At 72.1% G+C, this 25,717-nt stretch carries 23 protein-coding genes and 1 pseudogene; 16 read left to right on the top strand and 8 right to left on the bottom strand.

The genetic code is table 11. The features are described 5' to 3' along the window. Positions 1-24: 24 nt before the first annotated feature. From ACH9D2_RS04305 to ACH9D2_RS04295, 3 genes are all read left to right on the top strand, one after another. Positions 25-1,434, top strand: coding sequence for an MFS transporter (locus ACH9D2_RS04305; RefSeq protein WP_396361518.1), 1,410 nt, complete (start codon positions 25-27; stop codon positions 1,432-1,434). Between the two features lie 136 nt (positions 1,435-1,570). Further along, on the top strand, positions 1,571-3,241 hold the full coding sequence (locus ACH9D2_RS04300; RefSeq protein ID WP_396361517.1) for a thiamine pyrophosphate-binding protein: 1,671 nt from the start codon (positions 1,571-1,573) through the stop codon (positions 3,239-3,241). A 68-nt stretch (positions 3,242-3,309) separates the two neighbouring features. After that, positions 3,310-3,582: a hypothetical protein gene (locus ACH9D2_RS04295; RefSeq protein WP_396361516.1), complete on the top strand. Its 273-nt coding sequence runs from the start codon at positions 3,310-3,312 to the stop codon at positions 3,580-3,582. Positions 3,583-3,597: 15 nt separating this feature from the next. Here ACH9D2_RS04295 and ACH9D2_RS04290 read toward each other — a convergent pair whose 3' ends face one another. From ACH9D2_RS04290 to ACH9D2_RS04280, 3 genes are all read right to left on the bottom strand, one after another. Next, positions 3,598-3,978, bottom strand: a complete 381-nt coding sequence (locus ACH9D2_RS04290; protein ID WP_396361515.1) for a DUF1622 domain-containing protein — start codon at positions 3,976-3,978, stop codon at positions 3,598-3,600. A 78-nt stretch (positions 3,979-4,056) separates the two neighbouring features. Next, a complete protein-coding gene (locus ACH9D2_RS04285; protein WP_396361514.1) occupies positions 4,057-5,775 on the bottom strand; it encodes an FAD-dependent monooxygenase in 1,719 nt (572 codons plus the stop codon). Between the two features lie 31 nt (positions 5,776-5,806). Beyond that, complete coding sequence (locus ACH9D2_RS04280) at positions 5,807-6,775, bottom strand: MBL fold metallo-hydrolase (protein WP_396361513.1); 969 nt, start codon at positions 6,773-6,775, stop codon at positions 5,807-5,809. Positions 6,776-7,032: 257 nt separating this feature from the next. Between ACH9D2_RS04280 and ACH9D2_RS04275 the strand changes: the two genes are divergently transcribed. The 4 genes from ACH9D2_RS04275 (at position 7,033) to ACH9D2_RS04260 (ending at position 10,756) form a co-directional block, all read left to right on the top strand. Next, positions 7,033-8,241 carry an acetyl-CoA C-acyltransferase gene (locus tag ACH9D2_RS04275; RefSeq protein WP_396361512.1) on the top strand — a complete coding sequence of 403 codons (1,209 nt, stop codon included), beginning with the start codon at positions 7,033-7,035 and terminating at the stop codon, positions 8,239-8,241. Then, the gene (locus ACH9D2_RS04270) at positions 8,241-9,026 is read left to right on the top strand and encodes an enoyl-CoA hydratase/isomerase family protein (protein ID WP_396361511.1); all 786 of its coding nucleotides are present in this window, start codon (positions 8,241-8,243) and stop codon (positions 9,024-9,026) included. The genes ACH9D2_RS04275 and ACH9D2_RS04270 overlap by 1 nt, the downstream gene beginning before the upstream one ends. A gap of 13 nt (positions 9,027-9,039) precedes the next feature. Beyond that, complete coding sequence (locus tag ACH9D2_RS04265) at positions 9,040-9,912, top strand: 3-hydroxyacyl-CoA dehydrogenase family protein (RefSeq protein WP_396361510.1); 873 nt, start codon at positions 9,040-9,042, stop codon at positions 9,910-9,912. Between the two features lie 133 nt (positions 9,913-10,045). After that, complete coding sequence (locus ACH9D2_RS04260; RefSeq protein ID WP_396361509.1) at positions 10,046-10,756, top strand: tyrosine-protein phosphatase; 711 nt, start codon at positions 10,046-10,048, stop codon at positions 10,754-10,756. 73 nt (positions 10,757-10,829) lie between these two features. Here ACH9D2_RS04260 and ACH9D2_RS04255 read toward each other — a convergent pair whose 3' ends face one another. Continuing rightward, positions 10,830-11,255 (bottom strand): hotdog fold thioesterase, encoded by a 426-nt coding sequence (locus ACH9D2_RS04255; protein WP_396361508.1) that lies wholly within the window; start codon positions 11,253-11,255, stop codon positions 10,830-10,832. 158 nt (positions 11,256-11,413) lie between these two features. On the opposite strand from ACH9D2_RS04255, the gene paaZ reads away from it, so the two are divergent. Continuing rightward, positions 11,414-13,504, top strand: coding sequence for a phenylacetic acid degradation bifunctional protein PaaZ (gene paaZ, locus ACH9D2_RS04250; RefSeq protein WP_396361507.1), 2,091 nt, complete (start codon positions 11,414-11,416; stop codon positions 13,502-13,504). A gap of 230 nt (positions 13,505-13,734) precedes the next feature. Continuing rightward, positions 13,735-15,573, top strand: a complete 1,839-nt coding sequence (locus ACH9D2_RS04245) for a gamma-glutamyltransferase (RefSeq protein WP_396361506.1) — start codon at positions 13,735-13,737, stop codon at positions 15,571-15,573. 56 nt (positions 15,574-15,629) lie between these two features. Here the strand turns inward: ACH9D2_RS04245 and ACH9D2_RS04240 are convergent, their stop codons facing one another. From ACH9D2_RS04240 to ACH9D2_RS04230, 3 genes are all read right to left on the bottom strand, one after another. After that, positions 15,630-16,253, bottom strand: coding sequence for a TetR/AcrR family transcriptional regulator (locus ACH9D2_RS04240; RefSeq protein WP_396361505.1), 624 nt, complete (start codon positions 16,251-16,253; stop codon positions 15,630-15,632). A 105-nt stretch (positions 16,254-16,358) separates the two neighbouring features. Then, positions 16,359-17,702: a phenylacetate--CoA ligase family protein gene (locus ACH9D2_RS04235; RefSeq protein WP_396361504.1), complete on the bottom strand. Its 1,344-nt coding sequence runs from the start codon at positions 17,700-17,702 to the stop codon at positions 16,359-16,361. Between the two features lies 1 nt (position 17,703). Next, positions 17,704-18,243: a hotdog fold thioesterase gene (locus ACH9D2_RS04230; RefSeq protein WP_396361503.1), complete on the bottom strand. Its 540-nt coding sequence runs from the start codon at positions 18,241-18,243 to the stop codon at positions 17,704-17,706. A gap of 209 nt (positions 18,244-18,452) precedes the next feature. Between ACH9D2_RS04230 and paaA the strand changes: the two genes are divergently transcribed. The 7 genes and pseudogenes from paaA to ACH9D2_RS04195 all read left to right on the top strand — a co-directional run bounded on the left by paaA (position 18,453) and on the right by ACH9D2_RS04195 (position 25,267). After that, positions 18,453-19,469 (top strand): 1,2-phenylacetyl-CoA epoxidase subunit PaaA, encoded by a 1,017-nt coding sequence (paaA, locus tag ACH9D2_RS04225; RefSeq protein WP_396361502.1) that lies wholly within the window; start codon positions 18,453-18,455, stop codon positions 19,467-19,469. Positions 19,470-19,471: 2 nt separating this feature from the next. After that, positions 19,472-19,789 (top strand): 1,2-phenylacetyl-CoA epoxidase subunit PaaB, encoded by a 318-nt coding sequence (paaB, locus tag ACH9D2_RS04220; protein ID WP_368797940.1) that lies wholly within the window; start codon positions 19,472-19,474, stop codon positions 19,787-19,789. Further along, positions 19,786-20,613 carry a 1,2-phenylacetyl-CoA epoxidase subunit PaaC gene (gene paaC / locus ACH9D2_RS04215; protein ID WP_396361501.1) on the top strand — a complete coding sequence of 276 codons (828 nt, stop codon included), beginning with the start codon at positions 19,786-19,788 and terminating at the stop codon, positions 20,611-20,613. The genes paaB and paaC overlap by 4 nt, the downstream gene beginning before the upstream one ends. Positions 20,614-20,620: 7 nt before the next feature. Then, entirely contained in the window at positions 20,621-21,166 is a 546-nt protein-coding gene (gene paaD, locus ACH9D2_RS04210; protein ID WP_396361500.1) for a 1,2-phenylacetyl-CoA epoxidase subunit PaaD, read from the top strand. Further along, entirely contained in the window at positions 21,166-22,326 is a 1,161-nt protein-coding gene (paaE, locus tag ACH9D2_RS04205; protein ID WP_396361499.1) for a 1,2-phenylacetyl-CoA epoxidase subunit PaaE, read from the top strand. Before paaD ends, paaE begins: the two co-directional genes overlap by 1 nt. Before the next feature lie 101 nt (positions 22,327-22,427). After that, entirely contained in the window at positions 22,428-23,204 is a 777-nt protein-coding gene (locus ACH9D2_RS04200; RefSeq protein ID WP_396361498.1) for an enoyl-CoA hydratase-related protein, read from the top strand. Positions 23,205-23,295: 91 nt separating this feature from the next. Further along, positions 23,296-25,267: pseudogene (locus ACH9D2_RS04195) on the top strand (M13 family metallopeptidase). A 41-nt stretch (positions 25,268-25,308) separates the two neighbouring features. Here the strand turns inward: ACH9D2_RS04195 and ACH9D2_RS04190 are convergent. Beyond that, positions 25,309-25,686, bottom strand: a complete 378-nt coding sequence (locus ACH9D2_RS04190) for a DUF4190 domain-containing protein (protein ID WP_396361497.1) — start codon at positions 25,684-25,686, stop codon at positions 25,309-25,311. Between the last annotated feature and the right edge of the window lie 31 nt (positions 25,687-25,717).

Here is a 25,717-nt window from a genome sequence, read left to right as displayed (position 1 = left end):
TCCCCGCCCACACAGGAGACTCCCATGGTCCACACTTCATCCGCCCCGGCCGGGCGGCACGAGATGTCCCGCGAGGAGCGCAAGGTCCTCGCCGGCACCCTCGTGGGCACCACCATCGAGTGGTACGACTTCTTCATCTACGCCCAGGCCGCGGCCTTCGTCCTGGCCCCGCTGTACTTCGCGCCGCTCGGGCAGGAGAACGCCGGCCTCGCCCAGGTCGTCGCGTGGGCCTCCCTGGGCATCAGCTTCCTGTTCCGCCCGCTCGGCGCGGTGGTCGCCGGCCACCTCGGCGACAAGTACGGCCGCAAGATCGTCCTGGTGCTGACCCTCGTGGGCATGGGCGCGGCGACGATGCTGATCGGCCTGCTGCCCACCTACGCCACGATCGGCATCTGGGCCCCGATCTTCCTGGTGGTCCTGCGCATCATGCAGGGCTTCTCGGCGGGCGGTGAATGGGGCGGCGCGGCGCTGATGTCCGTCGAGCACGCCCCGCGGAACAAGCGCGGGCTCTTCGGCGCCTACCCGCAGATCGGCGTGCCGCTGGGCATGCTGCTGGCCACGTCCTTCATGTTCGCCCTCACCTCGATGATGTCCCCCGAGGACTTCCAGGCGTGGGGCTGGCGCATCCCGTTCCTGTCCTCCGTGGTGCTGATCGTGGTCGGCTACCTGATCCGCAAGACGGTCGACGAGTCCCCGGTCTTCAAGGAGATGCAGCTGCGCAAGAAGGAGTCCTCCGCGCCCCTGGGCCAGCTGGTCAAGCACCACAAGAAGCCGGTCACCCTCGCGGCCCTGATCTTCGCCGCCAACAACGCCGCCGGCTACCTCGTGATCGCGTTCTTCGCCTCCTACGGCTCCAACGTGCTGGGCATGCCCCGGTCGCAGACCCTCATCGCCTCCCTGATCGGCGGCCTCGGGTGGCTCGTCTTCACGATGTTCGGCGGCTGGATCTCGGACAAGATCGGGCGCGTGCGCACCTTCCAGATCGGCTACGCCATCATCATCCTGTGGGCCGTGCCGATGTGGTTCCTGCTCGACACCGCGTCCCTGCCGCTGTTCGCCCTGGCCATCGTGATCCTCACCGTGGGCCTCGGCCCGTCCTACGGCCCGCAGTCGGCGCTCTACGCCGAGATGTTCCCGGCCCGCGTGCGCTACTCGGGCGTCTCGATCGGCTACGCGTTCGGCTCCATCATCGGCGGCGCGTTCGCCCCGATGATCGCGCAGCTGCTGCTCAACGAGACCGGGATGTCCTGGACGATCGGCGTCTACATCGCCGGCATCGCGATCGTCTCCTTCATCGCCGTGTCCATGGTCCCCAAGGACATCCAGGAGATCGACCTGCACGTCCAGGAGGTGCACGAGGGCTACGTCTCCGAGCACCCCGAGGCCGCCGAGATCCTCGCGGCCGCGGAGGCCGCCGAGAAGCAGCGCGACTGACCTCGGCCCGCACGACCGAGCCGCCCGCCGGCACCCACGGGTGCGGGCGGGCGGCTCCGCTCGTGCGGACCCGCCCCGAGCACACCCCGCTCCCCTCCGGGGGCTCCCACCGGAGCCCCGCCGAAAGGACTCCTCCATGACCACCGACCATCTCCTCCCCACGGTCTCGACGGCGGTGGCCGATGTGCTGGCCGAGCGCACCGACCACCTGTTCGGGCTGATGGGCAACGGCAACGCGCACCTGATCAGCTCGTGGACCTCCCGCGGCTTCGGCTTCACCTCCGCCCGGCACGAGGCCGCCACCGTGGCGATGGCCGATGCCTACCACCGGGCCACCGGGCGCGTCGGGGCGGCCACGACCACCTACGGGGCCGGGTTCACCAACACGTGCACCGCCCTGGCCGAGGCCCGGATGGCCCGGATCCCGCTGGTCCTGGTCGTGGGAGACGCCCCCACCACCGGGCGGCGGGCCTTCGACGTCGACCAGACCGCCGCCGCGGCCGCCCTGGGGGTCACCACCCTGGTCGCCGGCCCCGACAACGCCACGGCCCTCACCCACCGGGCCTTCGACCTCGCCGCCCGCACGGTCTCCCCTGTGGTGCTGGCCATCCCCTACGACCACTCCACGGCGCCCCTCACCGAGCAGACGGCCCTGGAGCCGCTGCCGGCCAAGGACGCCTCCACCGCGTCCCCGGAGGAGCTCGACCGCATCGCCGCGCTGCTGCGCGGCGCGTCCCGGCCGCTGGTCCTGGCCGGGCGCGGGGTGGTCCTGGCCGAGGCCACCACCCCGCTCACCGAGCTCGGTGACCGGCTCGGGGCGCTGTTCATGACCTCCGCGATGGCCGCCGGGATCGTCGACTCCCCCTGGAACCTGGGCATCGCCGGGGGCTTCACCCGCACCCACCGCCTGCACCTGGCCCGCCAGGCCGACGTCGTGCTCGTGGCCGGGGCCTCGCTCAACGCCTTCCAGTCCCGCTACGGCACCCTCTTCGCCGAGGGCACCCGGGTGATCCGCATCGACAACGAACCCGCCGAGACGATGGCCCACCCGGCCGTCACCGACTACGTGCGCGCCGACCTGGGCCCGGCCCTCCAGGCCCTCACCGGCCGGATCCCCGCCGCTGACCCGGCCGGCACCTGGCGGGCCGCCGCCCCCGAGGTCGCCACCGACGCCTTCCACGCGGCCACCCCGGTGGAGGACCCGGCCGAGTTCGGCCCCGACGGCCGGCTCAACCCCCGGGCCGTCGTCGCCGAGCTCGACTCGATCCTCCCCGCCGAGAGGTCGGTGGTCATGGACGGCGGCCACTTCATCGGCTGGGCCCCGATGTACCTCACGGTCCCCGATCCCCAGGCCATGGTCCTGGTGGGCACCGCCTTCCAGTCCATCGGCCTGGGCTTCGGCTCCGCCTCCGGGGTCTCGGTGGCCCGCCCCGAGCGCACCACCGTGTTCGTCACCGGCGACGGCGGCGGGCTCATGGGCCTGGCCGACCTCGAGACCTTCCTGCGCGCGACCCGCCGCGGGGTGATCGTGGTGCTCAACGACTCCGCCTACGGCGCCGAGCTGCACCAGTACGCCGCCAAGGGCCTGGACCCCACCGCGATGCTCATCGACGAGGTCGACTTCGCCGCCCTGGGGCGGGCGATGGGCGCGGCCGGGACCAAGGCCCACACCCTGGCCGACCTCCAGGTCCTGCGGGACTGGCTGGACACCCGTCAGGAGGGCGTCTTCGTCCTCGACGTGGCCATCTCCCAGAAGGTCGTCGCCGAGTTCATGAGCGCCTCCCTCACCGCCGGCCGCCGGCTCTGACCCCGGCGCGCTCCGCCCGACTTTCCTTCCGCCCGACTATCCTGGTGGCAGCGGGCAGAAGGGGTCAGATGGACGATCGGACGGTCGCCAGGACGCAGGCCAGGATGATCCGCACCGCGCTGACGAGCACCGGTCTGGGTGCCCGCGACCTGTGGCTGCGGTACGTCCACCTGGGCGGAGAGGTCGGAGAGCTGGAGCTCGACGCCTTCCTGCACCACGCCCTGTACCTGCCGCCCCGGCACCGGGACGGCCTGGCGCGGGCCGCCAACCAGCTGGTGCCCGGCCACCGCGTTCCGTGCAGCCGCGATCTGCGCCCGGAGGAGTACCCGCCCGAGGTCTGACCGCCCGGCCGGGCCCTACCCGGCCTGCTGCGGCAGGGGGGCGGGTTCCTCGTGCTCCTTCTGCCACGGCCACCGGCCCGTGATCTCGAGCTCGAGGGTCCAGCTGAGGAAGGTGCGCACGAGCACGATGAGCGCCAGCACCCCGACCGACTCGAACGTGGGGGTGATGGCGACGGTCTTGATGATGTCCGCGGCCACGAGCAGCTCCAGGCCCAGCAGGATGGAGCGGCCGAGCCGCTGCCGGTAGCTCTCGTACGTCTCGCGCCCCTTGTCCGAACGGCCCAGCAGCTCCCGTCCGGCCAGCAGGCTCGCCACCACCGTCCCGATGACGATGGCGACGACGCCGGCGACGTCGACCGCCTCCCCGACGAGCTCCATGGACTCCTGGAACGACATCCTGCACCTCCGGTGACCCCGGCGGGACGCGCCGGCTCGTGTCTGCGATGAGGACGCCAGGATCTCACGGGCCCGCGGTCAGCCGGCGGAGACGACCCCCAGGGGCGCGGTGTCCGTCGCGGCGCCCCGCTCCCGCGGGGGCAGCGGCGGCCCCGGCGGGACCTCGCGCTCGGCGAGGACCCGGGCGGCCTCCGAGCCGGGGGCGGCGATGGCGTCCTGCAGGGCCGTTCCCAGCGCCCGGGGGTCGGTGCCGTCCACCACGGCGGCGATGTGCGAGTCCGGGCGGACGACCCACACGTCGGTGGGCTCCGGCCGCAGCGCCTCGGCGAGCTTGCCGGTGGTGTCGATGTCCGCGACGGCATGGAGGCGCAGGGGGGACTTGATGGCGGCGAGCGCGGTCTCGCGCACGAGCTCCTGGTCGACCTCCGGACCGGTGAGCAGCAGGATCCCGTGGCGGGCGAGCTCGCGGACGCGGTCGGCGGCGACGCCCGGCACGGTGACCGGGACGTCCGGCAGCAGCACCCCGGGCACGGGGTCGGGCACCTCGCCCTTGGGCGGGCGCCCGGCGAAGGTGCGGGACGGGTGCGGGGTGGTCAGCGGGGAGTCGACGTACCAGAAGGGCTCGGCCAGGCGCCCGGAGTCCACGTAGGTGGACGCGGCCGGGTCGTCGACGGCGCGCTCGAGCTTGGCGAGCCGGTCGGCCCACTGCTGCTCGTTCTGCGGGACCAGGAAGTCCATGGTGGCCTCGGTGACCTCGAGGTTCTCGATCGCGGCGGCGCGGCGCTCGACGTCGTAGGACTCCAGCAGGGCTTCGTCGGCGTTGCCGCGCAGCACCGAGGTCAGCTTCCACGCGGCGTTCTCGGCGTCGCCCACGCCCGAGTTGAGCCCCCGGGCGCCGAACGGGGAGACGATGTGGGCGCAGTCCCCGGCCAGGAGCACCCGGCCCACCCGCATCCGGGAGGCCAGCCGGGCGTGGAAGCGGTAGACGGACTTCCAGACGATCTCGTAGTCCTTCTCCCCGATGATCCGGCGGATCCTCGCATCGAGGGCCCCGGAGGCCTCCTCGGCCTCGAGGTCGTAGTCGCCGGGCACCTGCCAGTCGATCCGGAAGGTCGAGTCCGGGCACGGGTGGATGAGCACCTGCCGGCCGGGGTTCCACTCCGGGTCGAAGTAGAAGCGGCGCTCGGTGGCCCAGCCGGGGATGTCGGCCCTGATGTCGCAGATCAGGAACTTGTCCTCGAACGAGCGGCCGTCGAAGGTGACGCCGAGCTGGTCGCGCAGCGTCCGGGCCCTGGAGCCGAGCGCGGCGACGGCGTAGTCGGCCACGATCTCGGCCTGCTCCCCGTCGAGGCAGGAGCAGCGCACGGTCACGGACCTCTCGTCCTGGGAGATCTCCTGGATCTCGTGGCCCCAGACCTCCTCGATCAGCGGCTCGGCGGCGATCTTCTGCGCGAGCAGCTCCTCGGTGCGGGTCTGGGAGATGTTGACGAACGGCGGGAACGGGGACTGGCCCTTGTCGCGGAAGGGCTGGGCGAACAGCTCCTTGTCCTGGTAGAAGGTGCGCGCGGTGTCCCACGTGACGCCCTCCTCGGCCACCTGCCGGCCGACGCCGACGGCCTCCCAGATCTCCAGGACGTCGCGCTGCTGGCAGATGGCCTTGGGCCCGATGGGGTCCCGCTCGGCCCGCGCGTCCAGGATCGTGACGGGGATGCCCCACCGCGCCAGCAGCAGCGCGGCGGTCTGGCCCACGGGCCCGTTGCCCAGCACCAGCACCTTGCCGGAGTCGAATCGTCTCACTGTTGCCCTCCTCGTCCTCGTGTCCTGCGGATCAGCCGTTCTGCAGCTGGTCCCAGACCTCGCGGTCGCGCTCGGCCGTCCAGATGACGGGCCGCTCGATGCCCGAGAGCTCGTCCCACAGCCGGGAGACGTCGAAGGGCAGGCAGTGCTCGAAGATCGGCCAGTGGCCGAAGTCGTCGTAGAGGGCGGTGTGCACGGCGTGGAAGGCATCCTTGAGGCTGCCTCCGTCGCGCTGCACGGCGCCCACCTCCTCGATCATGACCTCCAGGAACCGCCGGGTCTGCTCGACGGCGGCGTCGACCGCCTCCCGGCCCCGGGAGACCGCGCCGCGGCCGCCCACGAGCTGCTCGGCGCCGAGCGCCTTGACGGCGTCCAGGGTGTGGCTCGCCCAGTCGCGGTGGAAGGCGTCCCCGGTGTAGAGGGCGGCCTCGGCCTCGACGAGGTCGCCGGCGAAGAGGATCTTCTGCTGCGGCAGCCACGCCACGATGTCGCCCTCGGTGTGCCCGCGGCCGAAGTGCTGGAGCACCAGGTCCCCGCGGTCCCCGCCGAGGTCGATGGTCAGCTTGTCCCGGAAGGTCACCGTGGGCCAGGTCAGGCCCGGGACGGTGTCCGCGCCCTTGGCCAGGCGCGGCATGCGGCCGAACTCGGAGGCCCAGTCCTCCTTGCCGCGCTCCACGATGAGGTCGTAGGTGTTCTCGTGGGCCACGATCGTCTCGGCGTCGAAGGCCGAGGCGCCGAGCACGCGCACCGCGTGGTAGTGGGAGAGCACGAGGTAGCGGATCGGCTTGTCGGTGTGCTTCCGCAGCTCCTCGAGCCATTCGGCGGCCACCACGGGGGTGGCCAGCGCCTCGAAGCAGACCAGGAAGTCCTCCCCCTCGATGGCTCCGATGTTGGGGTCGCCCTCGGCCGTGAGGGCGTAGACGCCCTCGGCCAGGATCTCGAGGGTCTTCTTCTTCTCGCCGAGATCCGCCGAGGACGCGAACGACTTCGTGGTGCTCATGACCGTCTCCTTCGTGGGCCCGCTCCGGACCCGGGGTCGGGGGCCGGGCGAGTTCCGCCCGGGATAGTCAAATGTTGTATTAGTTCCACGGTAGCCCGCGGAACGTGATTTGTGAAGCAGACCACAGAACATTGTCGCGGGCCGCACTGTTGACCCCGCGGGCGCACGCGTGGGATGGTTTGATGAACGATCGGTCAGTAAAGTCGGGCGACGATGCCCGGACGCCGGCCACTCCCCGTCGCGACAGGAGTCCCACCATGCCCTCCACCCCTCAGGCCCTCCTCGTCGGCGGGGCCCGCACCCCCGTGGGCCGCTACGGCGGCGCACTGAGCTCCGTGCGCCCCGACGACCTCGCCGCGCTCGTGGTCAAGCACGCGGTGACCGACGCCGGGATCGACCCGCACGACGTCGACGAGGTCATCCTCGGCAACGCCAACGGCGCCGGGGAGGAGAACCGCAACGTCGCCCGGATGGCCTGGCTGCTGGCCGGCTTCCCCGACACCGTCCCCGGCATCACCGTCAATCGCCTGTGCGCCTCGGGCCTGTCGGCCATCATCATGGCCTCCCACATGATCAAGGCCGGGGCCGCGGACATCGTCGTCGCCGGCGGCGTGGAGTCCATGTCGCGGGCCCCCTGGGTGATGGAGAAGCCGGCCAAGCCTTTCGCCAAGCCCGGAGAGGTGTTCGACACCTCGATCGGCTGGCGCTTCACCAACCCCGAGTTCAAGAAGCACGACAAGATGACCTATTCGATGCCGGAGACGGCCGAGGAGGTCGCGATCGTCGACAGCATCTCGCGCGAGGACGCCGACGCGTTCGCCGTGGCCTCCCACGAGAAGGCGATCGCCGCGATCGACGCCGGTCGCTTCGCCCCCGAGATCGTCCCGGTCACGGTCAAGGGCCGCAAGGGCGCCGAGACGGTCGTGGACACGGACGAGGGCCCCCGCCCGGGCACCACGATGGACGCCCTCGCCAGGCTGCGCCCCGTGGTCGACCACGGCACGGTCGTCACCGCCGGCAACGCCTCCTCCCTCAACGACGGCGCCTCGGCGATCCTCGTGGTCTCCGAGCGCGCCGCCGAGAAGTACGGGCTGACCCCCCGGGCCCGGATCGTCGACGGCGCCTCGGCCGGGGTGCCCCCGGAGATCATGGGCATCGGCCCCGTCCCCGCCACGCAGAAGGTGCTCGAGCGCACCGGGTGGGACATCGGCGACCTCGGCGCCGTCGAGCTCAACGAGGCCTTCGCCAGCCAGTCCCTGGCCTGCATCCGCCGCCTCGGCCTCGACGCGGGCACCGTGAACAACGACGGAGGGGCCATCGCGCTCGGCCACCCGCTGGGCTCCTCCGGCTCCCGGCTGGTCGTGACGCTGCTGGGCCGGATGGAGCGCGAGAACGCCGACCGCGGCCTCGCCACCATGTGCGTGGGCGTGGGCCAGGGCACCGCGATGCTCGTGGAGAAGCTCTGATGGTCGGCCCCAGCGAGATCCTCGGCGCGGAGTTCACCGCCCTGCGGCTCGAGGAGCGCGAGGACCGCCTGCACGTTGTCCTGGACCGCCCCGCCGTGCGCAACGCCATCGACGCGACCATGGTCGAGGAGCTGCACACCGTGTGCGGCCACCTGGAACGGCACCCGAAGGTCCTGATCCTCTCGGGCACCGAGGTGAACGGCAAGGGGGTCTTCGCCTCCGGCGCCGACATCGCCCAGCTGCGCGAGCGCCGCCGCGACGACGCCCTGGCCGGGATCAACTCCCGGATCTTCGACCGGATCCACAAGCTGCCCATGCCGGTGATCGCCGCGGTCGACGGCTACGCCCTGGGCGGCGGCGCGGAGCTGGCCTACGCCGCGGACTTCCGCATCGCCACCCCGCACCTCAAGATCGGCCAGCCCGAGACCAACCTGGGGATCATCGCCGCCGCCGGCGGCCTCTGGCGGCTCAAGGAGCTGGTCGGCGAGGCGATCGCCCTGGACATCCTGCTCGCCGGCCGGATCCTCGGCGCGGACGAGGCCCTGGCCCTGCACCTCGTCACCGAGCTGCACGAGCCCGCGGAGCTTATCGGCGCCGCGCATGCGCTCGCCGACCGGATCGGCGCCCAGGACCCTCTGGCCGTGCGGATCTCCAAGCGGGTCTTCACGGCCCCGCCGTCCGCCCACCCGCACATCGACGAGCTGGCCCAGGCCGTGCTCTTCGAGTCGGAGGCGAAGTTCGACCGCATGCAGGCCTTCCTGGACCGCAAGAAGAACAAGAAGTAGGAGCACCCGGACCATGACCGAGAAGCACGCACTGGCCGTTCCCGCCGTCGTCGGCGTCCTGGGCGGAGGCCGCATGGGCGCGGGCATCGCCCACGCCTTCCTGCTCGCCGGGGCGAAGGTGACCGTGGTGGAGCGGGACGGGCAGGCCGCGGAGGCCGCGCGGGAGCGGATCGAGCGGGACCTGGCCAAGACCCTGGAGCGCGGGAGCGTGGACGGCAACCTGGACGAGTGGGCCGAGAACCTGACCGTCTCCCTCGACCACGCCGACTTCGCCCCGTGCGAGCTCGTCGTCGAGGCCGTCCCCGAGGTGTGGGACCTGAAGGTCTCCGCCCTGCAGGAGGTCGAGGGCCACCTGGCCGAGACCGCGTGGCTGGCCACCAACACGTCGTCGCTGTCCGTGGACGGGCTGGCCGAGCAGCTGGCCCGGCCCGAGCGGTTCTGCGGGCTGCACTTCTTCAACCCGGTGCCGGCCTCGAAGCTCGTGGAGGTCGTGAACTCGAAGCACACCGGCGAGGAGCTCCAGCGGCTCTCGGTGCAGTGGGTCGAGGGCCTCGGCAAGACCCCGGTGGTCGTCAACGACGCCCCCGGCTTCGCCTCCTCCCGGCTGGGCGTGGCGATCGCCCTCGAGGCCATCCGCATGGTCGAGGAGGGCGTGGCCTCCCCGGCGGACATCGACAACGCGATGGTGCTCGGCTACAAGTTCCCGGTCGGCCCGCTGGCCCTGACGGACATCGTGGGCCTGGACGTGCGCCTGGGCATCGCCGAGTACCTCGCCTCCGAGCTCGGCCCGCGCTTCGCTCCCCCGCAGCTGATGCGGGACATGGTGGCCCGGGGCGAGCTCGGCCGCAAGACCGGCAAGGGCTTCTTCGCCTACGACCAGCAGTAACCGCGCCCTCCCTCCGCCGAACTCACCGGTGCTGCCCGAGATCGCCCCAGAAATGCCGGCATCTCGGGCAGCACCGGTGAGTTCGCGCGTGGGAGGAGGAGTGCGCGTCGGACCTGGGTCCTATCGTGGGAGCATGCACGCACAGCCCGGCGCCCCCGCCGCGTGGGACGGCGCGCTCAACGCCCGGCGCCTGGCGGGCGACGTGTGGCGGATGGGGCGCTCCGAGCGGCTGAGCCCCGCGGGGTGGCTCGCGGCCGCCGAGGACGGCGTGCGCACGGTCGTGGACCTCCGCAACGCCGACGAGCGGCACCGCCGGCCCACGGATCCCGCCGACGATCCGGCCGCCCGCGCCGGCATCACGGTGCTGCACCGCCCCACCGAGGACCCCGCCCATCCGCAGTTCCCGCTGGTGGGCACGCCCTACCTCAACCATCCGCGCGGCTACCGCGACTACCTGCGGCTGTTCCCGGGCTTCCTCGTCGAGGCGGTGCGGGCGGTGGCGACCGCCGAGGGCGCCGTGGTGGTGCACTGCTCGGCCGGCCGCGACCGCACCGGGGTGCTCGCGCTGCTGCTCCTGGGTCTGGCCGGGGCGCCCCCGGAGCGCCTCGTCGCGGAGGACGAGGCCGCCGCGCGCGGGATCAACGAATGGCACCGCGTCTCGCCCGTCCCCCACCCCGTCGAGCGCCACCACCCCGAGCACGAGCTCACCGCGCTGCTCGCGGAGCGCCGGGCCGCCCTCGAGGAGCTGCTGGCCGAGTTCGACGCCGAGCGGTGGCTCGTGCAGGCCGGGCTGGCCCCCGAGGAGCTGGCAGCCCTGCGCCGGCGGCTCGGCCGGCCGTCCTGATCCACTCCTCGGCCCGGTTCCCGGTGCGCTTCTCGGCCCGGTCCTCGGCCGGGGCCTCAGCCTGGTGCTCGGTTTACTTCCCGGCCTGCTGCGGCCTGTCCTTGAGGAAGTTCGTGATCCGCACGGTGCACAGCCGGGCGCCGTCCTCGTGCTCGATGACCACCTCGTGGCACGTGAGGGACCGGCCGAGCTGCAGGGCGGTGGCAGTGGCGGTCACGGTGCCCGCGCGGGAGGACCGGTGGTGGGTGGCGTTGACGTCCACGCCCACGGCGACCTTGCCCATCGTGGACGCGTGGATCACGGCCGCCCAGGAGCCCACGGCCTCGCCGAGAGCCACCATGGCGCCGCCGTGGAGCAGGCCCAGCGACTGGCGGTTGCCCTCGACAGGCATGGCCGCGACCACGCGCTCCGCCGACTCCTCCAGGACGGTGACGCCCATCTTCTCGTCGAGCTCGCCCAGGACGATGCGCCAGGGCTCGTGGGTCTCGGTCGTGGGCATGGCACTCCTCGGAGCTCGGCGACGTGGTGCGGGACCACCGTGGAGCAGTGGTCCCGGCGTGTGACGTAGGTTATCGTGGTCATAATACCGAACGATCGGTCAGGATGCGGGAGAGGGACCGTCCGCCCGCACGCACCCGAGCGAAAGGACCATGCACCGTGGCAGCACAGACCCAGACCATCCTCCCCAGCTACCTGAGGGGCCGGTGGTGGACTCCGGAGAACCCGCAGAAGGTCACGGACGTGGCCGACGCCTCGACCGGCGAGGTCGTGGCGCGCGTGTCCACGGACGGCATCGACATCGCCTCCGCCGTGGACTACGGCCGGACCGTGGGCCAGCGCGCCCTCGGGGAGCTCACCATCCACGAGCGGGCGCTCAAGCTCAAGGAGCTGGCCAAGTACCTCACCGAGCACAAGCAGGAGCTCTACGACCTCTCCTACTCGACCGGGGCCACGCTGAAGGACCACTTCTTCGACGTGGACGGCGGCATCGGCACCCTCTTCACGTTCTCCTCCAAGGGCCGGCGCGAGCTGCCCAACGCCAACGTCATCGTGGACGGCGCCGTGGAGCAGCTCTCCCAGGACGGGTCCTTCCTGGGCGAGCACATCTACACCCGCATGCCCGGGGTCGCCGTGCAGATCAACGCGTTCAACTTCCCGGTGTGGGGCATGCTCGAGAAGTTCGCCCCCGCCTTCATCGCCGGCATGCCGACCGTGGTGAAGCCGGCGACGCCCACCGGCTACGTCACCGCCGACTGCGTGCGCCTGATGATCGAATCCGGCATCCTGCCCGAGGGCTCCCTGCAGCTGGTGTCGGGCTCGGCCCGGGACCTGCTGGACCACCTGGACTACCGTGACCACGTGGCCTTCACCGGCTCCGCCGGCACCGCGCAGTCGCTGCGCCACCACGACAACGTCATCAACGGCGGGGTGCGCTTCACCGCCGAGACGGACTCCCTCAACGCCGCGATCCTCGGCCCCGACGCCACCCCGGAGACCCCGGAGTTCGAGGCGTTCGTGAAGGCGGTGTTCACCGAGATCACGTCCAAGGCCGGTCAGAAGTGCACGGCCATCCGGCGCGTCATCGTCCCGCAGGAGCGCGTGGAGGACGTCGTGACGGCCGTCGCCGAGCGCGTGCAGCAGCGCGTGGTCATCGGCGACCCCCGCACCGAGGGCGTCACCATGGGCGCCCTGGCCTCCAAGGAGCAGCAGGGCGAGGTCCGCAAGGCCGTGGAGCGCCTGGTCGCCGCCGGCGGCTCCGTCCGCCTGGGCGGTCCGGACGCGGCCGTCGGCGGCGCCGACTCCGAGGCCGGCGCGTTCTTCCCCGTCACGGTGCTGTCCTTCGACGACCCGGAGACCCCCGAGGTGCACTTCGTCGAGGCCTTCGGCCCGGTGACCTCCGTCCTCGGCTACACCGACGTCGACGACGCCGTGCGGCTGGCCGCGCTCGGCGGCGGCTCGCTCGTGGCGACCGTGTGCACGAACGACGGCGCGACCGCCGCCCGGTTCACCGCGGGCATCGGCTCGCACCACGGACGCGTGCACTTCCTCAACCGCCAGGACGCCAAGACCTCGACCGGCCACGGCTCCCCCATGCCGCACCTGGTCCACGGCGGCCCCGGCCGCGCCGGCGGCGGCGAGGAGCTGGGCGGCGTGCGCGGCGTCAAGCACTACATGCAGCGCACCGCGATCCAGGGCCCCCCGGACATCCTCACGGCCGTGACCGGCGTGTGGCACCGGGGCGCCGCGGCGAACACCGTGACCCGCGAGGCGGTCGAGAACGGCACCGGCGAGCACCCGTTCCGCAAGTCCCTGGAGACCCTGCGGATCGGCGACCAGTTCGCCTCGGAGCTGCGCACCGTGACCCTGGAGGACATCACCGAGTTCGCCGAGAGGACCGGCGACACCTTCTACGCGCACACCGACGAGGAGGCCGCCACGGCCAACCCGTTCTTCCCGCGCCGGGTGGCCCACGGCTACCTGCTGGTCTCCTGGGCGGCCGGGCTGTTCGTGGAGCCCGCCCCCGGGCCCGTCCTGGCCAACTACGGGCTGGAGAACCTGCGGTTCATCACGCCGGTGACCTACGACGACGCGATCCGGGTGACCCTCACCGCCAAGCAGATCACCCCGCGGGTGACCGACGAGTACGGGGAGGTCTGCTGGGACGCGATCCTGCACAACCAGCACGACGAGATCGTGGCGACCTACGACGTGCTGACCCTGGTCGCGAAGACCTGGCCCACCGCCTGACCGGCTGACCCGGGCCGCCGGGCCGCCGGGCCCCACGATGCACGCGATCCCCCACGCACCGCCCTGTGTGGGGGATCGCGCTGCTCCTGGGGACTCGGCGCACGCCGGGACCGGCCTGTCGCGCCGTTCCGCCCGGTGCTAGCCTGACCAGCACGCTGCCCAGACCCTCGCGCGTGCCGGCGCCCCTGCGCCCAGGACCGCCGGCGGGTGCCACGGCCGGAGGAGACGCGATGCGCCGGAGCTCGAGCCCCGCCCACAGGACGGCCGCCGCTGCGCTGTGCCTCCTCCTCGCCCTCACCGCGTGCGCGCCGCCCGCCGAGGACGGCGCGGGGACCACGTCGGAGCCGACCGGCACCGAGACCTCCGCACCGGTTCCGCCGGGGGAGACACCGGGGTCGGCCACGGCGTCCGCAACGGACGCGGCCGAGGGGCGCGCCCCGCACGTGCAGGCGGTGGTGTCCTCGCACGAGCTGGCCACCGCGGCGGGCACGGAGATCCTGGAGGCCGGCGGCACCGCCGCCGACGCCGCCGTGGCGGTCGCGGCCGTGCTGAGCGTGGTGGAGCCGTACTACTCGAGCGTGCTCGGCGGCGGCACGTGGGCCCTGTACTACGACGCCGGCAGCGGCGACGTGACGAGCCTGGACGGCGTGGGGCCGGTCGGCAGCGCGGCGACGCTCGACGACTACCACACTCGTGCCGGCGAGTTCGGCATGCACCAGGCCATCCTCCCCGGCGCCTGGGACGGGTGGATGCTCTGGCTCGACGAGTACGGCGAGCTGGGGCTGGACGAGGTCCTCGCACCGGCGATCGCAGCGGCCCGGGAGGGGTACCCCGTGAGCTCCGAGATGGTCTACTGGCTGACCCGGGAGGAGGCGAACATCCGGCAGAGCCCGGTCATGACCGAGCTCTACACCCGCGACGGCGCCCTCCTGGAGGCGGGCGACACCGTGCACCAGCGGGACATGGCCGAGACCTTCGAGGACCTGGTGGCCGCCTACGACGGCGCCGCCGACCGCTCCGCCGGGATCCAGGCAGCCCGGGACCACTTCTACCGCGGGCCCCTCGCGGAGGCCGTCGTCGACTTCTCGGAGCAGGAGGGCGGATACCTCACCCTGGAGGACTTCAGCAGCTATTCGGCGGAGCTGGTCGAGCCGATCTCCATCGACTACGGCAAGGACGTCAGGGTGTACCAGAATCCGCCCAACAGCCAGGGCATCGCCATGCTGCAGGCCCTCAACATCCTCGAGGAGGACGACTTCTCCGGCCGGTCCCCCGACGATCCCGATGTGGTCCACCGGCAGGTCGAGGCCGTGAAGCTGGCCTTCGCCGACCGCTACGCGCACGTGGGGGACCCCGAGCGCACCGACGTGCCCGTGGAGAAGCTGCTGTCGGACGAGTACGCCCGGGCCCAGCGGGCGCGCATCGACGACGACCGGGCCGCCGAGTGGCCGATCGACAGCGGGCTCGACCGGCAGGCCTCGGACACCACCACGTTCCACCTCACCGACCGCTCCGGCAACGCCGCGGCCGTGACCACGAGCCTGGGCGGCCAGTTCCTGGTGGTGGGGGACACCGGGATCCACATCAACGAGCGCATGAGCTTCCTGTCGCTCGACGAGGACGACGTCAACGCCGTGGCGCCCGGGGCCACGGTGCGGCACACCTCCGCCCCGTTCATGGCCCTGCGCGACGGCCGGCCGTACCTGCTCGGCGGCAACACCGGGATCGACACCCAGCCGCAGGGACAGCTGCAGCAGTTCATGAACGTGGTGGACTTCGGCATGACGCCGCAGGAGGCGGTGGCGCAGCCGCGCTTCGTGAGCACGGCCTTCCCCGCGTCCAACCACCCCCACGGGGTCGGCAACACCCTCCAGGTGGAGTCGGACTTCTCGGCCGCCGCGGTCCAGGAGCTGCGCCGCCGGGGCCACGACGTCGCCGTGGGAGCGGGGATCTTCGGCACGGCGAACATGCTCGCCGTGGACGGGGACGGGACGGGGGCCCGGCTGGGCGTGGAGCCGCGGAACGAGACCGCCGGCGGGACCGTGCTACCCGCGCCTCCGCGCGGGTAGCGCCCGCCCGGCCCGCGAGGGCCGGGGCCGGGGCGCCTCGGGGGCCCGCGTCCGGGTCAGGGGGCCCGCAGCCCCGAGAACGCGAGCACGACGACGGTCTCGGCCAGCTCCTCCCAGGCCTGGCCCGCATCGGGCCGGTACCAGTCGACGATCGAGTTGATCATGCCCAGGAGCAGGCGGGAGGCGGACCGTCCGCTGAGGTCGCGGCGCAGGTCCCCCTCGGCCTGCGCCAGCTCGATGAGCGCGCCCACCCGGCGGGTGACCGTGCGACGGCGCTCGAGCGCCCGCGTCTCGACCTCCGAGTTGCCCCGCAGCCGCAGCAGCAGCGTCACGTAGGGCATCTGCTCCACGAGCACGCGCACGGTCCCCCGGATCACCTGCTCGAGCCGCTGGACCGCGGGGGCCTCCGTCCGCTCGGCGGAGGCCAGGACCTCCTCGAGCGCGTCCAGGGCCCGGCCCAGCGCCTGCTCGAGGATCGCCTCCTTGGACTCCACGTGGTGGTAGATCGCGGACTTGGAGATCCCCAGGTGCTTGGAGAGCGTGCCCATCGACGTGGCGTCGTAGCCGTGGACGTTGAAGACCTCCACGCACACGGCGAGCAGCGTCTCGCGGTCGTAGCCGGGCCGACCGCGGCGCGGGGCCGCGCCGTCCGGAGGGGCGGGCGCCGGTGCGTGCGTCATGCGGACCTCGATCTCGGTGGGGACGGGCAGGACAACGATCCTACGACGCGCCGGGCCCCCGAGCTGTCCCGGGGGCCGGGCGCGGCAGGAATCGGTGCGCGACCGTCAGGCGTCGTTGCGGTGGTCGTAGACCCGGCGCAGCTTGCCGGAGGACCGGGCGAGGGTTCCCGGCTCGGCGATCCGGATCGAGGCGGAGGAGCCGATCTTCGTCTTGATCGCGTGCAGGAGCTTCTGGCCGCCGGCCTCGGCGGCCTCGACGGTCACCTGCTCGCGCCGCTCGATGTTGATGGTCATCTGGTCCATCCGGTGCGGCCGGGTGATCTCGAGGGTGAAGTGCGGGCTCAGCTCCGGCACCTGCAGGGCGAGCTCCTCGATCTGGGAGGGGAACAGGTTGACCCCGCGCAGGATGATCATGTCGTCGGAGCGGCCCGTGATCCGGCCCATCCGCCGGTGCCCGGGCCGGTCCGTGCCGGGGAGCAGGCGGGTCAGGTCGTGGGTGCGGTAGCGGATGATCGGCAGGGCCTCCTTGGTGAGCGCCGTGAACACGAGCTCGCCGGGCCGGCCGGTCTCCTGGACCTCGTCCGTGAACGGGTCGATGATCTCGGGACGGAAGTGGTCCTCCCAGACGTGGGAACCGTCCTTGGAGGCGGCGGACTCCCCGGCCACGCCGGGGCCCATGACCTCCGAGAGGCCGTAGATGTCGCACGCGTCGACGTCGAAGGCCGTCTCGATCTCCCGGCGCATCTCCTCGGTCCAGGGCTCCGCCCCGAGCACCGCGGTGCGCAACGACGTCTCCCGCGGGTCCAGGCCGAGCTTCCGGAAGCCGTCGGCGATGGTCAGCAGATAGGTGGGGGTCGAGAGGATGGCCTCGGGTCCGAAGTCCCGGATCATCTGGACCTGCTTCTCGGTCTGCCCACCGGACATCGGGATGACGGCGCAGCCCAGGCGCTCGGCGCCGTAGTGGGCGCCGAGCCCGCCCGTGAACAGTCCGTAGCCGTAGGCGTTGTGCACCTTGTCGCCGGGCCGCACGCCGGAGAGCCGGAAGCAGCGGGCCACGAGGCCCGCCCAGGTGTCGATGTCGTTCTGGGTGTAGGCCACCACGGTGGGCTGCCCGGTGGTGCCGGAGGAGGCGTGGATCCGCCGGACGTCGCTCATCGGCACCGCGAGGGACTTGAACGGGTACGCCTTCCGCAGGAACTCCTTGTCCGTGTACGGGAAGAGCTGGAGGTCCTCGAGCTCCTTGAAGTCGCCCGGGTGCACGCCGTGGCCGTCGAAGAGCTCGGTGTAGGCGGGGACGTTCTCGTAGGCGTGGTGCAGGGTCCAGCGCAGCCGCTCGACCTGCAGGGACTCGACCTGGTCCCGGCTCATCGTCTCCTCGGGGTCCGGCTGCGACCGGTCCGCGGGGGCAGGGGCGGGGGTGTAGGGGTTGGGGACGGAGCACTCTGTCATGTCAGACTTCCTCGGGCTGCGGGGCGTACGGCTGGTCGGGCTGCAGGACGGGCTGTTCGGCCGGATCGGCGGCCGGCTGCTCGGCCTCATCGGCGGCGGGATCGGCGGTCGGCCGCTCCGCGGGCGCGGCCGCACGGAGGGCCGGGTTCGGGATGGTGCGGCTGCGGCCCCGGAACTCGGCGATGAGCCGGTCGTCGGCCAGGACCTGGATGTCGTAGACGCCGCTGCGCCCCGCCTGGGCGCGCACGGTCCCCACGGCGACGAGCTCCTGCCCGCGGTAGGCCGAGGCGAGGAAGTTGATGTCCACCCCCGCGGCCACCGTGATGGTGCTGCCGTCACCGGCGGGGTCGTTGCAGGCGAGGGCGAAGCAGGTGTCCGCGAAGGCGAAGACCATGCCGCCGTGGGCGATGCCGAACCCGTTGAGCATCTCCTCCCGCAGGGTCATGCGGATCTGCGCGTGACCGTACTCGGCACGGTCCACCGTGATGCCCATCCACCGCGAGGTGTGGTCCCCCGCGAGGATCGGATGGCCCTGGGACATGTAGCTCTCCTCACACTTCACGACCGAATGGTCAGTAGACAATCCCACTCCGCTCCCCGTGTCAACCCGTGCGACCGCCGGAGCGGTCCGGACGAACTGGGATCCACCTGTTGACGGCGCCCCCACGGACTTATATTCTGAACGAACGGTCAGTTAGTCGCGTGCGGCCCTCCCGCCCCGCGGCGCCATCTCGTCGGAAGAGGGACACCATGACTACGCAGAACACGGGACTCCACGCCGTGCCCGCCGCGGACGCGGCCGATCAGGCCGAGCTGGACCGCGCGGGCGAGGAGCACTTCGACCGCATCATCGCCGAGGACTCCCGGATCGAGCCGCGCGACTGGATGCCCGCGGCCTACCGCAAGACGCTGGTCCGCCAGGTCTCGCAGCACGCCCACTCCGAGATCATCGGCATGCAGCCGGAGGGCAACTGGATCTCCCGGGCGCCGTCCCTCAAGCGCAAGGCCATCCTCATGGCCAAGGTGCAGGACGAGGCCGGCCACGGGCTGTACCTATACTCCGCCGCCGAGACCCTGGGCACCCCGCGCTCCGAGCTCAACCAGCAGCTGCTGGACGGCCGCGCCAAGTACTCCTCGATCTTCAACTACCCCGCGCGCACCTGGGCCGACATGGGCGCCATCGGCTGGCTCGTGGACGGCGCGGCGATCGCCAACCAGGTCCCGCTGTGCCGGGCCTCCTACGGCCCCTACGGCCGGGCCATGGTCCGCATCTGCAAGGAGGAGTCCTTCCACCAGCGCCAGGGCTGGGAGATCCTCTACGAGCTCTCCCACGGCACGCCCGCCCAGAAGCAGATGGCCCAGGACGCCGTGAACCGCTTCTACGGCCCGTCCCTGCAGATGTTCGGCCCCCCGGACGACGACTCGCCCAACTCGAAGCAGTCCATGGCGTGGAACATCAAGCGCTTCTCCAACGACGAGCTGCGCCAGCGCTTCGTGGACATGATCGTCGAGCAGGCCGCGGCGCTGGACCTGACCCTGCCGGACCCGGACCTCAAGTGGAACGAGGAGCGCGGCCACTACGACTACGGCCCCCTGGACTGGGACGAGTTCAAGGCCGTCGTCGGCGGCAAGGGCCCGTGCAACCTCCAGCGCATGCAGCGCCGCCGCACGGCGCACGAGGACGGTGCCTGGGTCCGCGAGGCCGCCGCCGCCTACGCCCGCAAGACCGCCGCGGAGCGCGCCTCCGCCGAACTCATCGGAGCCTGAGCATGAGCGAGAACACCGTGAGCCCGATCGGCACGCCCTCGGACGAGTGGCCCCTGTGGGAGGTGTTCGTGCGGTCCTCGCGCGGGCTCTCCCACGTCCACGCCGGATCCCTGCACGCCCCGGACGCCACGATGGCCGTGCGCAACGCCCGGGACCTCTACACCCGCCGCAACGAGGGCACCTCCGTGTGGGTCGTGCCCTCCGCGGCCATCACCGCCTCGGACCCCGACTCCAAGGGCGGCTTCTTCGAGTCCGCGCAGGGCAAGAGCTACCGGCACGCCACGTACTACACCAAGAGCGAAGGGGTGAAGCACCTGTGAGCAACGCACCCCACGAGTCCGCCACCCGGCAGAGCGCCGGCGAGGCGATCACCGCGGAGGACATCAAGGCCGGCGGCGCGAAGGCCCCCGAGGACGTGGCCCGCTACGCCCTGTACCTGGGCGACGACGCCCTGATGCTCGCCCAGCGCCTCGGCTGGTGGATCGCCCGGGCCCCGGAGCTCGAGGAGGACATCGCGCTGGCCAACATCGCCCTGGACCTGCTCGGGCACGCCCGCTTCTTCCTCACCTACGCGGGCACCGCGTGGGGGAAGACCGAGGACGACCTCGCCTACTTCCGCGACGAGGAGGAGTTCCGCTCCTGCCGCCTCGTGGAGCAGGAGAACGGCGACTTCGGGCAGACCATCGCCCGGCAGCTGATCTTCTCCTACTACCAGTACGAGCTGTACCGCCGCCTGGTCCGCTCCTCCGACCCGACGCTCGCGGCCATCGCGGACAAGGCGATCAAGGAGATCGAGTACCACCAGGACCACGCGAGCCAGTGGGTGCTGCGCCTGGCACTGGGCACCGAGGAGTCCCGGCGCCGGATCGAGGCGGGGCTGTACTACATGTGGCCCTACGTGGACGAGCTGTTCCACGACGACGAGCTCATCGAGTCCCTCGGGGACGTCGCCGTGCGCCCCTCCTCGCTGCGGGCCGACTTCGACACGCGGATCACGGCGATCCTCGACGAGGCGCAGCTGTCGGTCCCCGAGGTCCTGGGCGCCTGGGGCGGCGACCGCTCCGGGCAGTTCAGCGAGCAGCGAGGCCACATCCTCGCCGAGATGCAGGTGCTGGCGCGCCAGCACCCCGGCGCGACCTGGTGAGGAGGCGATGACGATGACCGACCACGAGCAGGCGGGCACCACGCAGGTGACCGGCCGGGAGCTGCGCCCCCGGGACGAGGCCGCCGGCCGCGTCTGGGACATCGCCGCCACGGTGAACGACCCGGAGATCCCCGTGCTCTCCATCGCCGACCTCGGCATCCTGCGGGACGCCCGGGTCGAGGGCGGGCGCGCCGTCGTCGTCATCACCCCGACCTACTCCGGGTGCCCGGCGATGGAGACCATCACCACCGACGTCACCCGGGCCCTCAACGCGCAGGGCTACGACGACGTGCGGGTCGACCTCGTGCTGCAGCCGGCGTGGACCACGGACTGGATGAGCGATGAGGGCAGGCGCAAGCTCGACGAGTACGGCATCGCCCCGCCCACCGGCCGGGCCGCCGCCGGTCCCGTCCGGCTGGGGCTCACCGTGAAGTGCCCGCGCTGCCACTCCCTGAACACCCGCGAGCTGACCCGCTTCGGCTCGACCGCCTGCAAGGCGCTCCACGTCTGCAACGAGTGCCTGGAACCCTTCGACTACTTCAAGGTGCACTGATGACCGAGATCACCGCCCCGGCCCGGCGCCGGGCCACGTTCAACACCCTCGAGGTCTCCCAGGTCCGCAAGCTCACCGCGGACTCCGTTGAGGTCGCCTTCGCGGTGCCCCCGGAGCTCGTGGACGACTACGACTACCTGCCCGGGCAGTACGTGGCGCTCCGCGCCCGGATCGACGGGCAGGAGGTCCGCCGGTCGTACTCGATCTGCGCGGAGCCCCGGCCGGGCGAGATCCGGGTGGCGATCAAGCAGGACATCGGCGGGGTCTTCTCCACGTGGGCCAACGAGTCCCTGAAGGCCGGCGACAAGCTCGACGTCATGAACCCGCAGGGCGCGTTCATCTCCAAGCTCGGGCTCACGAGCATGAACGACCCGGAGAAGCTCGCCGCCGAGGAGGTCGCGAAGAACGCGTCCGTCCACCTCGTGGCCTTCGCCGCGGGCTCCGGGATCACCCCGATCATGGCGATCGCCAAGGCCGTGCTGCGCGCCTCGGAGACCTCCACCTTCGACCTCGTCTACGCGAACCGCTCCGCCATGGAGGTGATGTTCGCCGAGGACCTCGGGGACCTCAAGGACAAGTACCCGTCCCGCCTGGCGATCCACCACGTGCTCTCCCGCGAGCAGCGGATCAGCCCGCTGATGTCCGGGCGGATCGACGCCGACAAGCTCAAGGACATCCTGGACGAGGTCCTCCAGGTGGACCGGACCGACGAGTGGTTCCTGTGCGGGCCGTTCGAGCTCGTCCAGCTGTGCCGGGACACCCTCGCGGAGCGCGGTGTGCCGGAGGACAGCATCCGCTTCGAGCTCTTCAGCACCGGCCGCCCGGAGACCCCCCAGGGGCAGCAGGGACGCGTGGTCCCGGCGGACCCCTCGGGAGAGAGCTACGACATCACGTTCAACCTGGACGGGCTCTCCTCCTCGATCGAGTCCCCGAAGAACGCCCAGGAGACCGTCCTCAACGCCGCCCTGCGGGTCCGCCCCGACGTCCCGTTCGCGTGCGCCGGCGGGGTGTGCGGCACGTGCCGCGCGAAGGTCGTCTCCGGGGAGTTCGTGATGGAGGAGAACTACGCCCTCGAGAAGGACGAGATCGAGAAGGGCTACGTGCTCACCTGCCAGACCCGTCCCACCTCCGGGGAGCTCGTCGTCGACTTCGACGCCTGAGCCGCACCGTCCGGGGCCCGGCACCTGCACGGTGCCGGGCCCCGGGCCGTCCCGCCCCACCCGGCACCCGACCCAGTCCCCGACCTCACCGAGGAGCAGCAGTGATCGATCTGACCATCGACGGATCCGTGGCCGAAGTGGTGCTGAACGCACCCGGGAAGATGAACGCCCTGGACGAGGCGGCGCTCGCCGAGCTCGGCGACGCCTACGCCGAGGCCGGGAGGGCCGGTGTCCGGGCCCTCGTGCTGCGCGGCGAGGGCCGCGGCTTCTGCGCCGGCCGGGACATCTCCGCCGTGGACCCGGCGACCGACGACGCCCACGGCTACCTGGCCGGGAAGGTCACCCCGCTGCTGCGCGCCATGACCCGGTTCCCCGCCCCGACGTTCGCCGCCGTGCAGGGCCCGTGCCTGGGCGTGGGGCTCGGCCTGGCGATCGCCACGGACGTGGTCTACGTCGCGGACAGCGCGAAGATCGGCTCCCCGTTCGCCAACCTGGGGGCGACCCTCGACTCGGGCGGGCACGCCCTGTTCACCGAGCGCCTCGGCGCCCACCGGACCCTGGACCTCATCTACACGGCCGAGCTGATGAGCGGCCAGGAGGCCGTGCGCTCCGGGCTGTTCAGCCGCTCGGTGCCCGCCGAGGAGCTGCTCGAGCTCACCCGGGCCAAGGCCGCCGCCGTGGCCGAGGGCGCGACCGGCGCGTTCCTCGCCTCCCGCGAGCTCGTGGCGCAGATCCGCGACGAGCGCCTGGGGCTGTGGGAGTCCGTGGACAACGAGAACCGGGTGCAGGGCGAGCTGTGCCGCAGCGCCGACTACGCCGAGGGCTTCGCCGCGTTCCAGCACAAGCGCCCGCCGCGGTTCACCGGCGCGCGGGACTGATCCGCCGGCGCCGGACCCGGGGACGGATCCGGGGTTAAGCGGTCGGGGAACAGCCCGCCCGCTCCGCCGCACGCCGGTTAATGTGGTGGGCATGACATCTACGGTGACCTCTTCGGTGTTCGACCTCTCCGGCTTCGACCGCTCCGTCCGCCCCCAGGACGACATCTACCGCCACGTCAACGGCTCGTGGCAGCGCCGGACCGAGATCCCCGACGACAAGCCGTCCGTGGGCGCGTTCATCGAGCTGCGGGACCAGGCGGAGGCCGCCGTGCGCGAGCTCATCACCCAGGCCCGGGCCGGGGACCCGGAGGCCGTCGAGTCCAAGATCGCGAACCTCTACGCGTCCTTCATGGACGAGGAGCGGATCGAGGCGCTCGGCGCCTCCCCGCTGGCCCCGGACCTCGCCGAGATCGACGCCGTGGCGGACGTGCCCGGACTGGTGCGCCACTTCGGCCGGATGATCCGGCGCGGCACGGGCGGGGTCGTNCGACGCCGACCCGGGCGACCCCGAGCGCCAGCTCGTGTTCGTGGGGCAGGCGGGCCTGGGCCTGCCGGACGAGGAGTACTACCGGGACGACCAGCACGCGGCGATCCGCGGGAAGTACCTGGAGCACGTGCGGACCATGCTGTCCCTGGCCGGGTTCGAGGACGCCGAGGAGCAGGCCCGCGCCGTCGTGGGGCTCGAGACGCGGATCGCCTCCCACCACTGGGACAAGGTCACGGTCCGGGACCTCACCAAGATGTACAACCCCATGGGCTTCGAGGAGCTCGCGGCCTCCGGCACGGCCCTGGACTGGGGGCTCCTGGCCGAGGGCGCGGAGCTGCCCGTGTCGGCGCTGCGCACCGTGGTCAACGCCCAGCCGTCCTTCTTCACCGGGGTCGAGGACCTGCTCGCCGACGAGCTGCTGCCGGCGTGGCGGTCCTGGGCCCGCTGGCACCTGGTCTCCGCGCGCGCCTCCTACCTGTCCTCCGCGTTCGTCGAGGAGGACTTCGCGTTCTACGGCACCGTGCTCTCGGGGACCCCGCGGCTCAAGGACCGCTGGAAGCGCGGGGTCGAGCTCGTCAACGGGGTCCTCGGCGAGGCCGTGGGCGAGCTCTACGTCGCGGCGCACTTCTCCCCCACCGCCAAGGAGCGGATGGACGAGCTCGTGGCGAACCTCCTGGAGGCCTACCGCGTCTCGATCACCGGGCTGGACTGGATGACGGAGGAGACCCGTCAGGAGGCGCTGAAGAAGCTCTCCCAGTTCACCCCGAAGATCGGCTACCCGGAGCAGTGGAAGGACTACTCCTCGCTGCGGATCGACCCCGAGGACCTCGTGGGCAACCGGATCCGCACCACGGAGTTCCGGCTCGCCGAGCTGGTCCGCAAGGCCGGCAACCCGGTGGAGAAGCACGAATGGCTCATGACACCGCAGACGGTCAACGCCTACTACCACCCCCTGCGCAACGAGATCGTCTTCCCGGCCGCGATCCTGCAGCCCCCGTTCTTCGACGAGGACGCCGACGACGCCGTGAACTACGGCGCGATCGGCTCCGTGATCGGCCACGAGATCGGCCACGGCTTCGACGACAAGGGCTCGACGTGCGACGGCGACGGCCGGCTGCGCAACTGGTGGACCGACGCCGACCGGCAGGCCTTCGAGGAGCGCACGGCGGCGCTGGTGCGCCAGTACGACCGCCTGGTCCCGGAGCAGCTGGCGGAGGAGGGCACGCACGTCAACGGCGAGCTCACCCTGGGGGAGAACATCGGGGACCTGGGCGGGCTCACGATCGCCCACAAGGCGTGGCGGATGTCCCGGGAGACCGGCAGCGCCTTCGGCCCCGGGGAGCTGATCGACGGCTACAGCCCCGAGCAGCGGCTCTTCCTGTCCTGGGCCTACGTGTGGCAGCAGAAGTCCCGCGACGAGGCGCTGCGCCACCGCATCGCCACCGACCCGCACTCCCCCAACGAGTTCCGGGCGAACCAGGTGGTCCGCAACGTCCCCGCCTTCTACGAGGCGTTCGGGGTCGTGGACTCGGACGCCCTGTGGCTGCCGGAGGTGGAGCGCGTCAGCATCTGGTGAGCGGGGCGCCCGGTGGCCGGGAGCACGTCCCGGCCACCGGGTCAGCCGCCCCCACCGGAGCCGACCAGGAACGCGACCCCCACGAGCCACAGCGCGAGGAAGACCACGAAGAGCCCGAGCAGCACGGTGCCCACCCAGCCGAGCACCTTCCCGGGCGTGGCGGGGGTGCCGAGCTTCTCGGCCTCGTTGGCCTGCCAGATCGCGAAGGGGCCCAGCAGGGGCAGCACCACCACGCTGAGGATGCCGAGGATCAGCGCGGTGTCGGCGTGGCTGCGGCCCACGGCGAAGCGCTCCCACTGCGGAGGCTGCGCCCACGGGGGCGGCGGGCCGTAGCCGCCGGAGGGCGCGGACCCGCCGGGATCCTGCGGGCCGCCGGGGCGGTCCGGGCGCGGCGGGGAGTCGGAGCGGTCGTCGTCCACGGGGTCCTCCAGGTGTTGTCGGTGCCATCGG

The sequence above is a fragment of the Kocuria rhizosphaericola genome (assembly GCF_044462205.1).
GTDB lineage: Bacteria > Actinomycetota > Actinomycetes > Actinomycetales > Micrococcaceae > Kocuria > Kocuria rhizosphaericola.
Note: the sequence above shows the minus strand (reverse complement) of the source record. Positions and strands in the feature narration are given on the sequence as shown.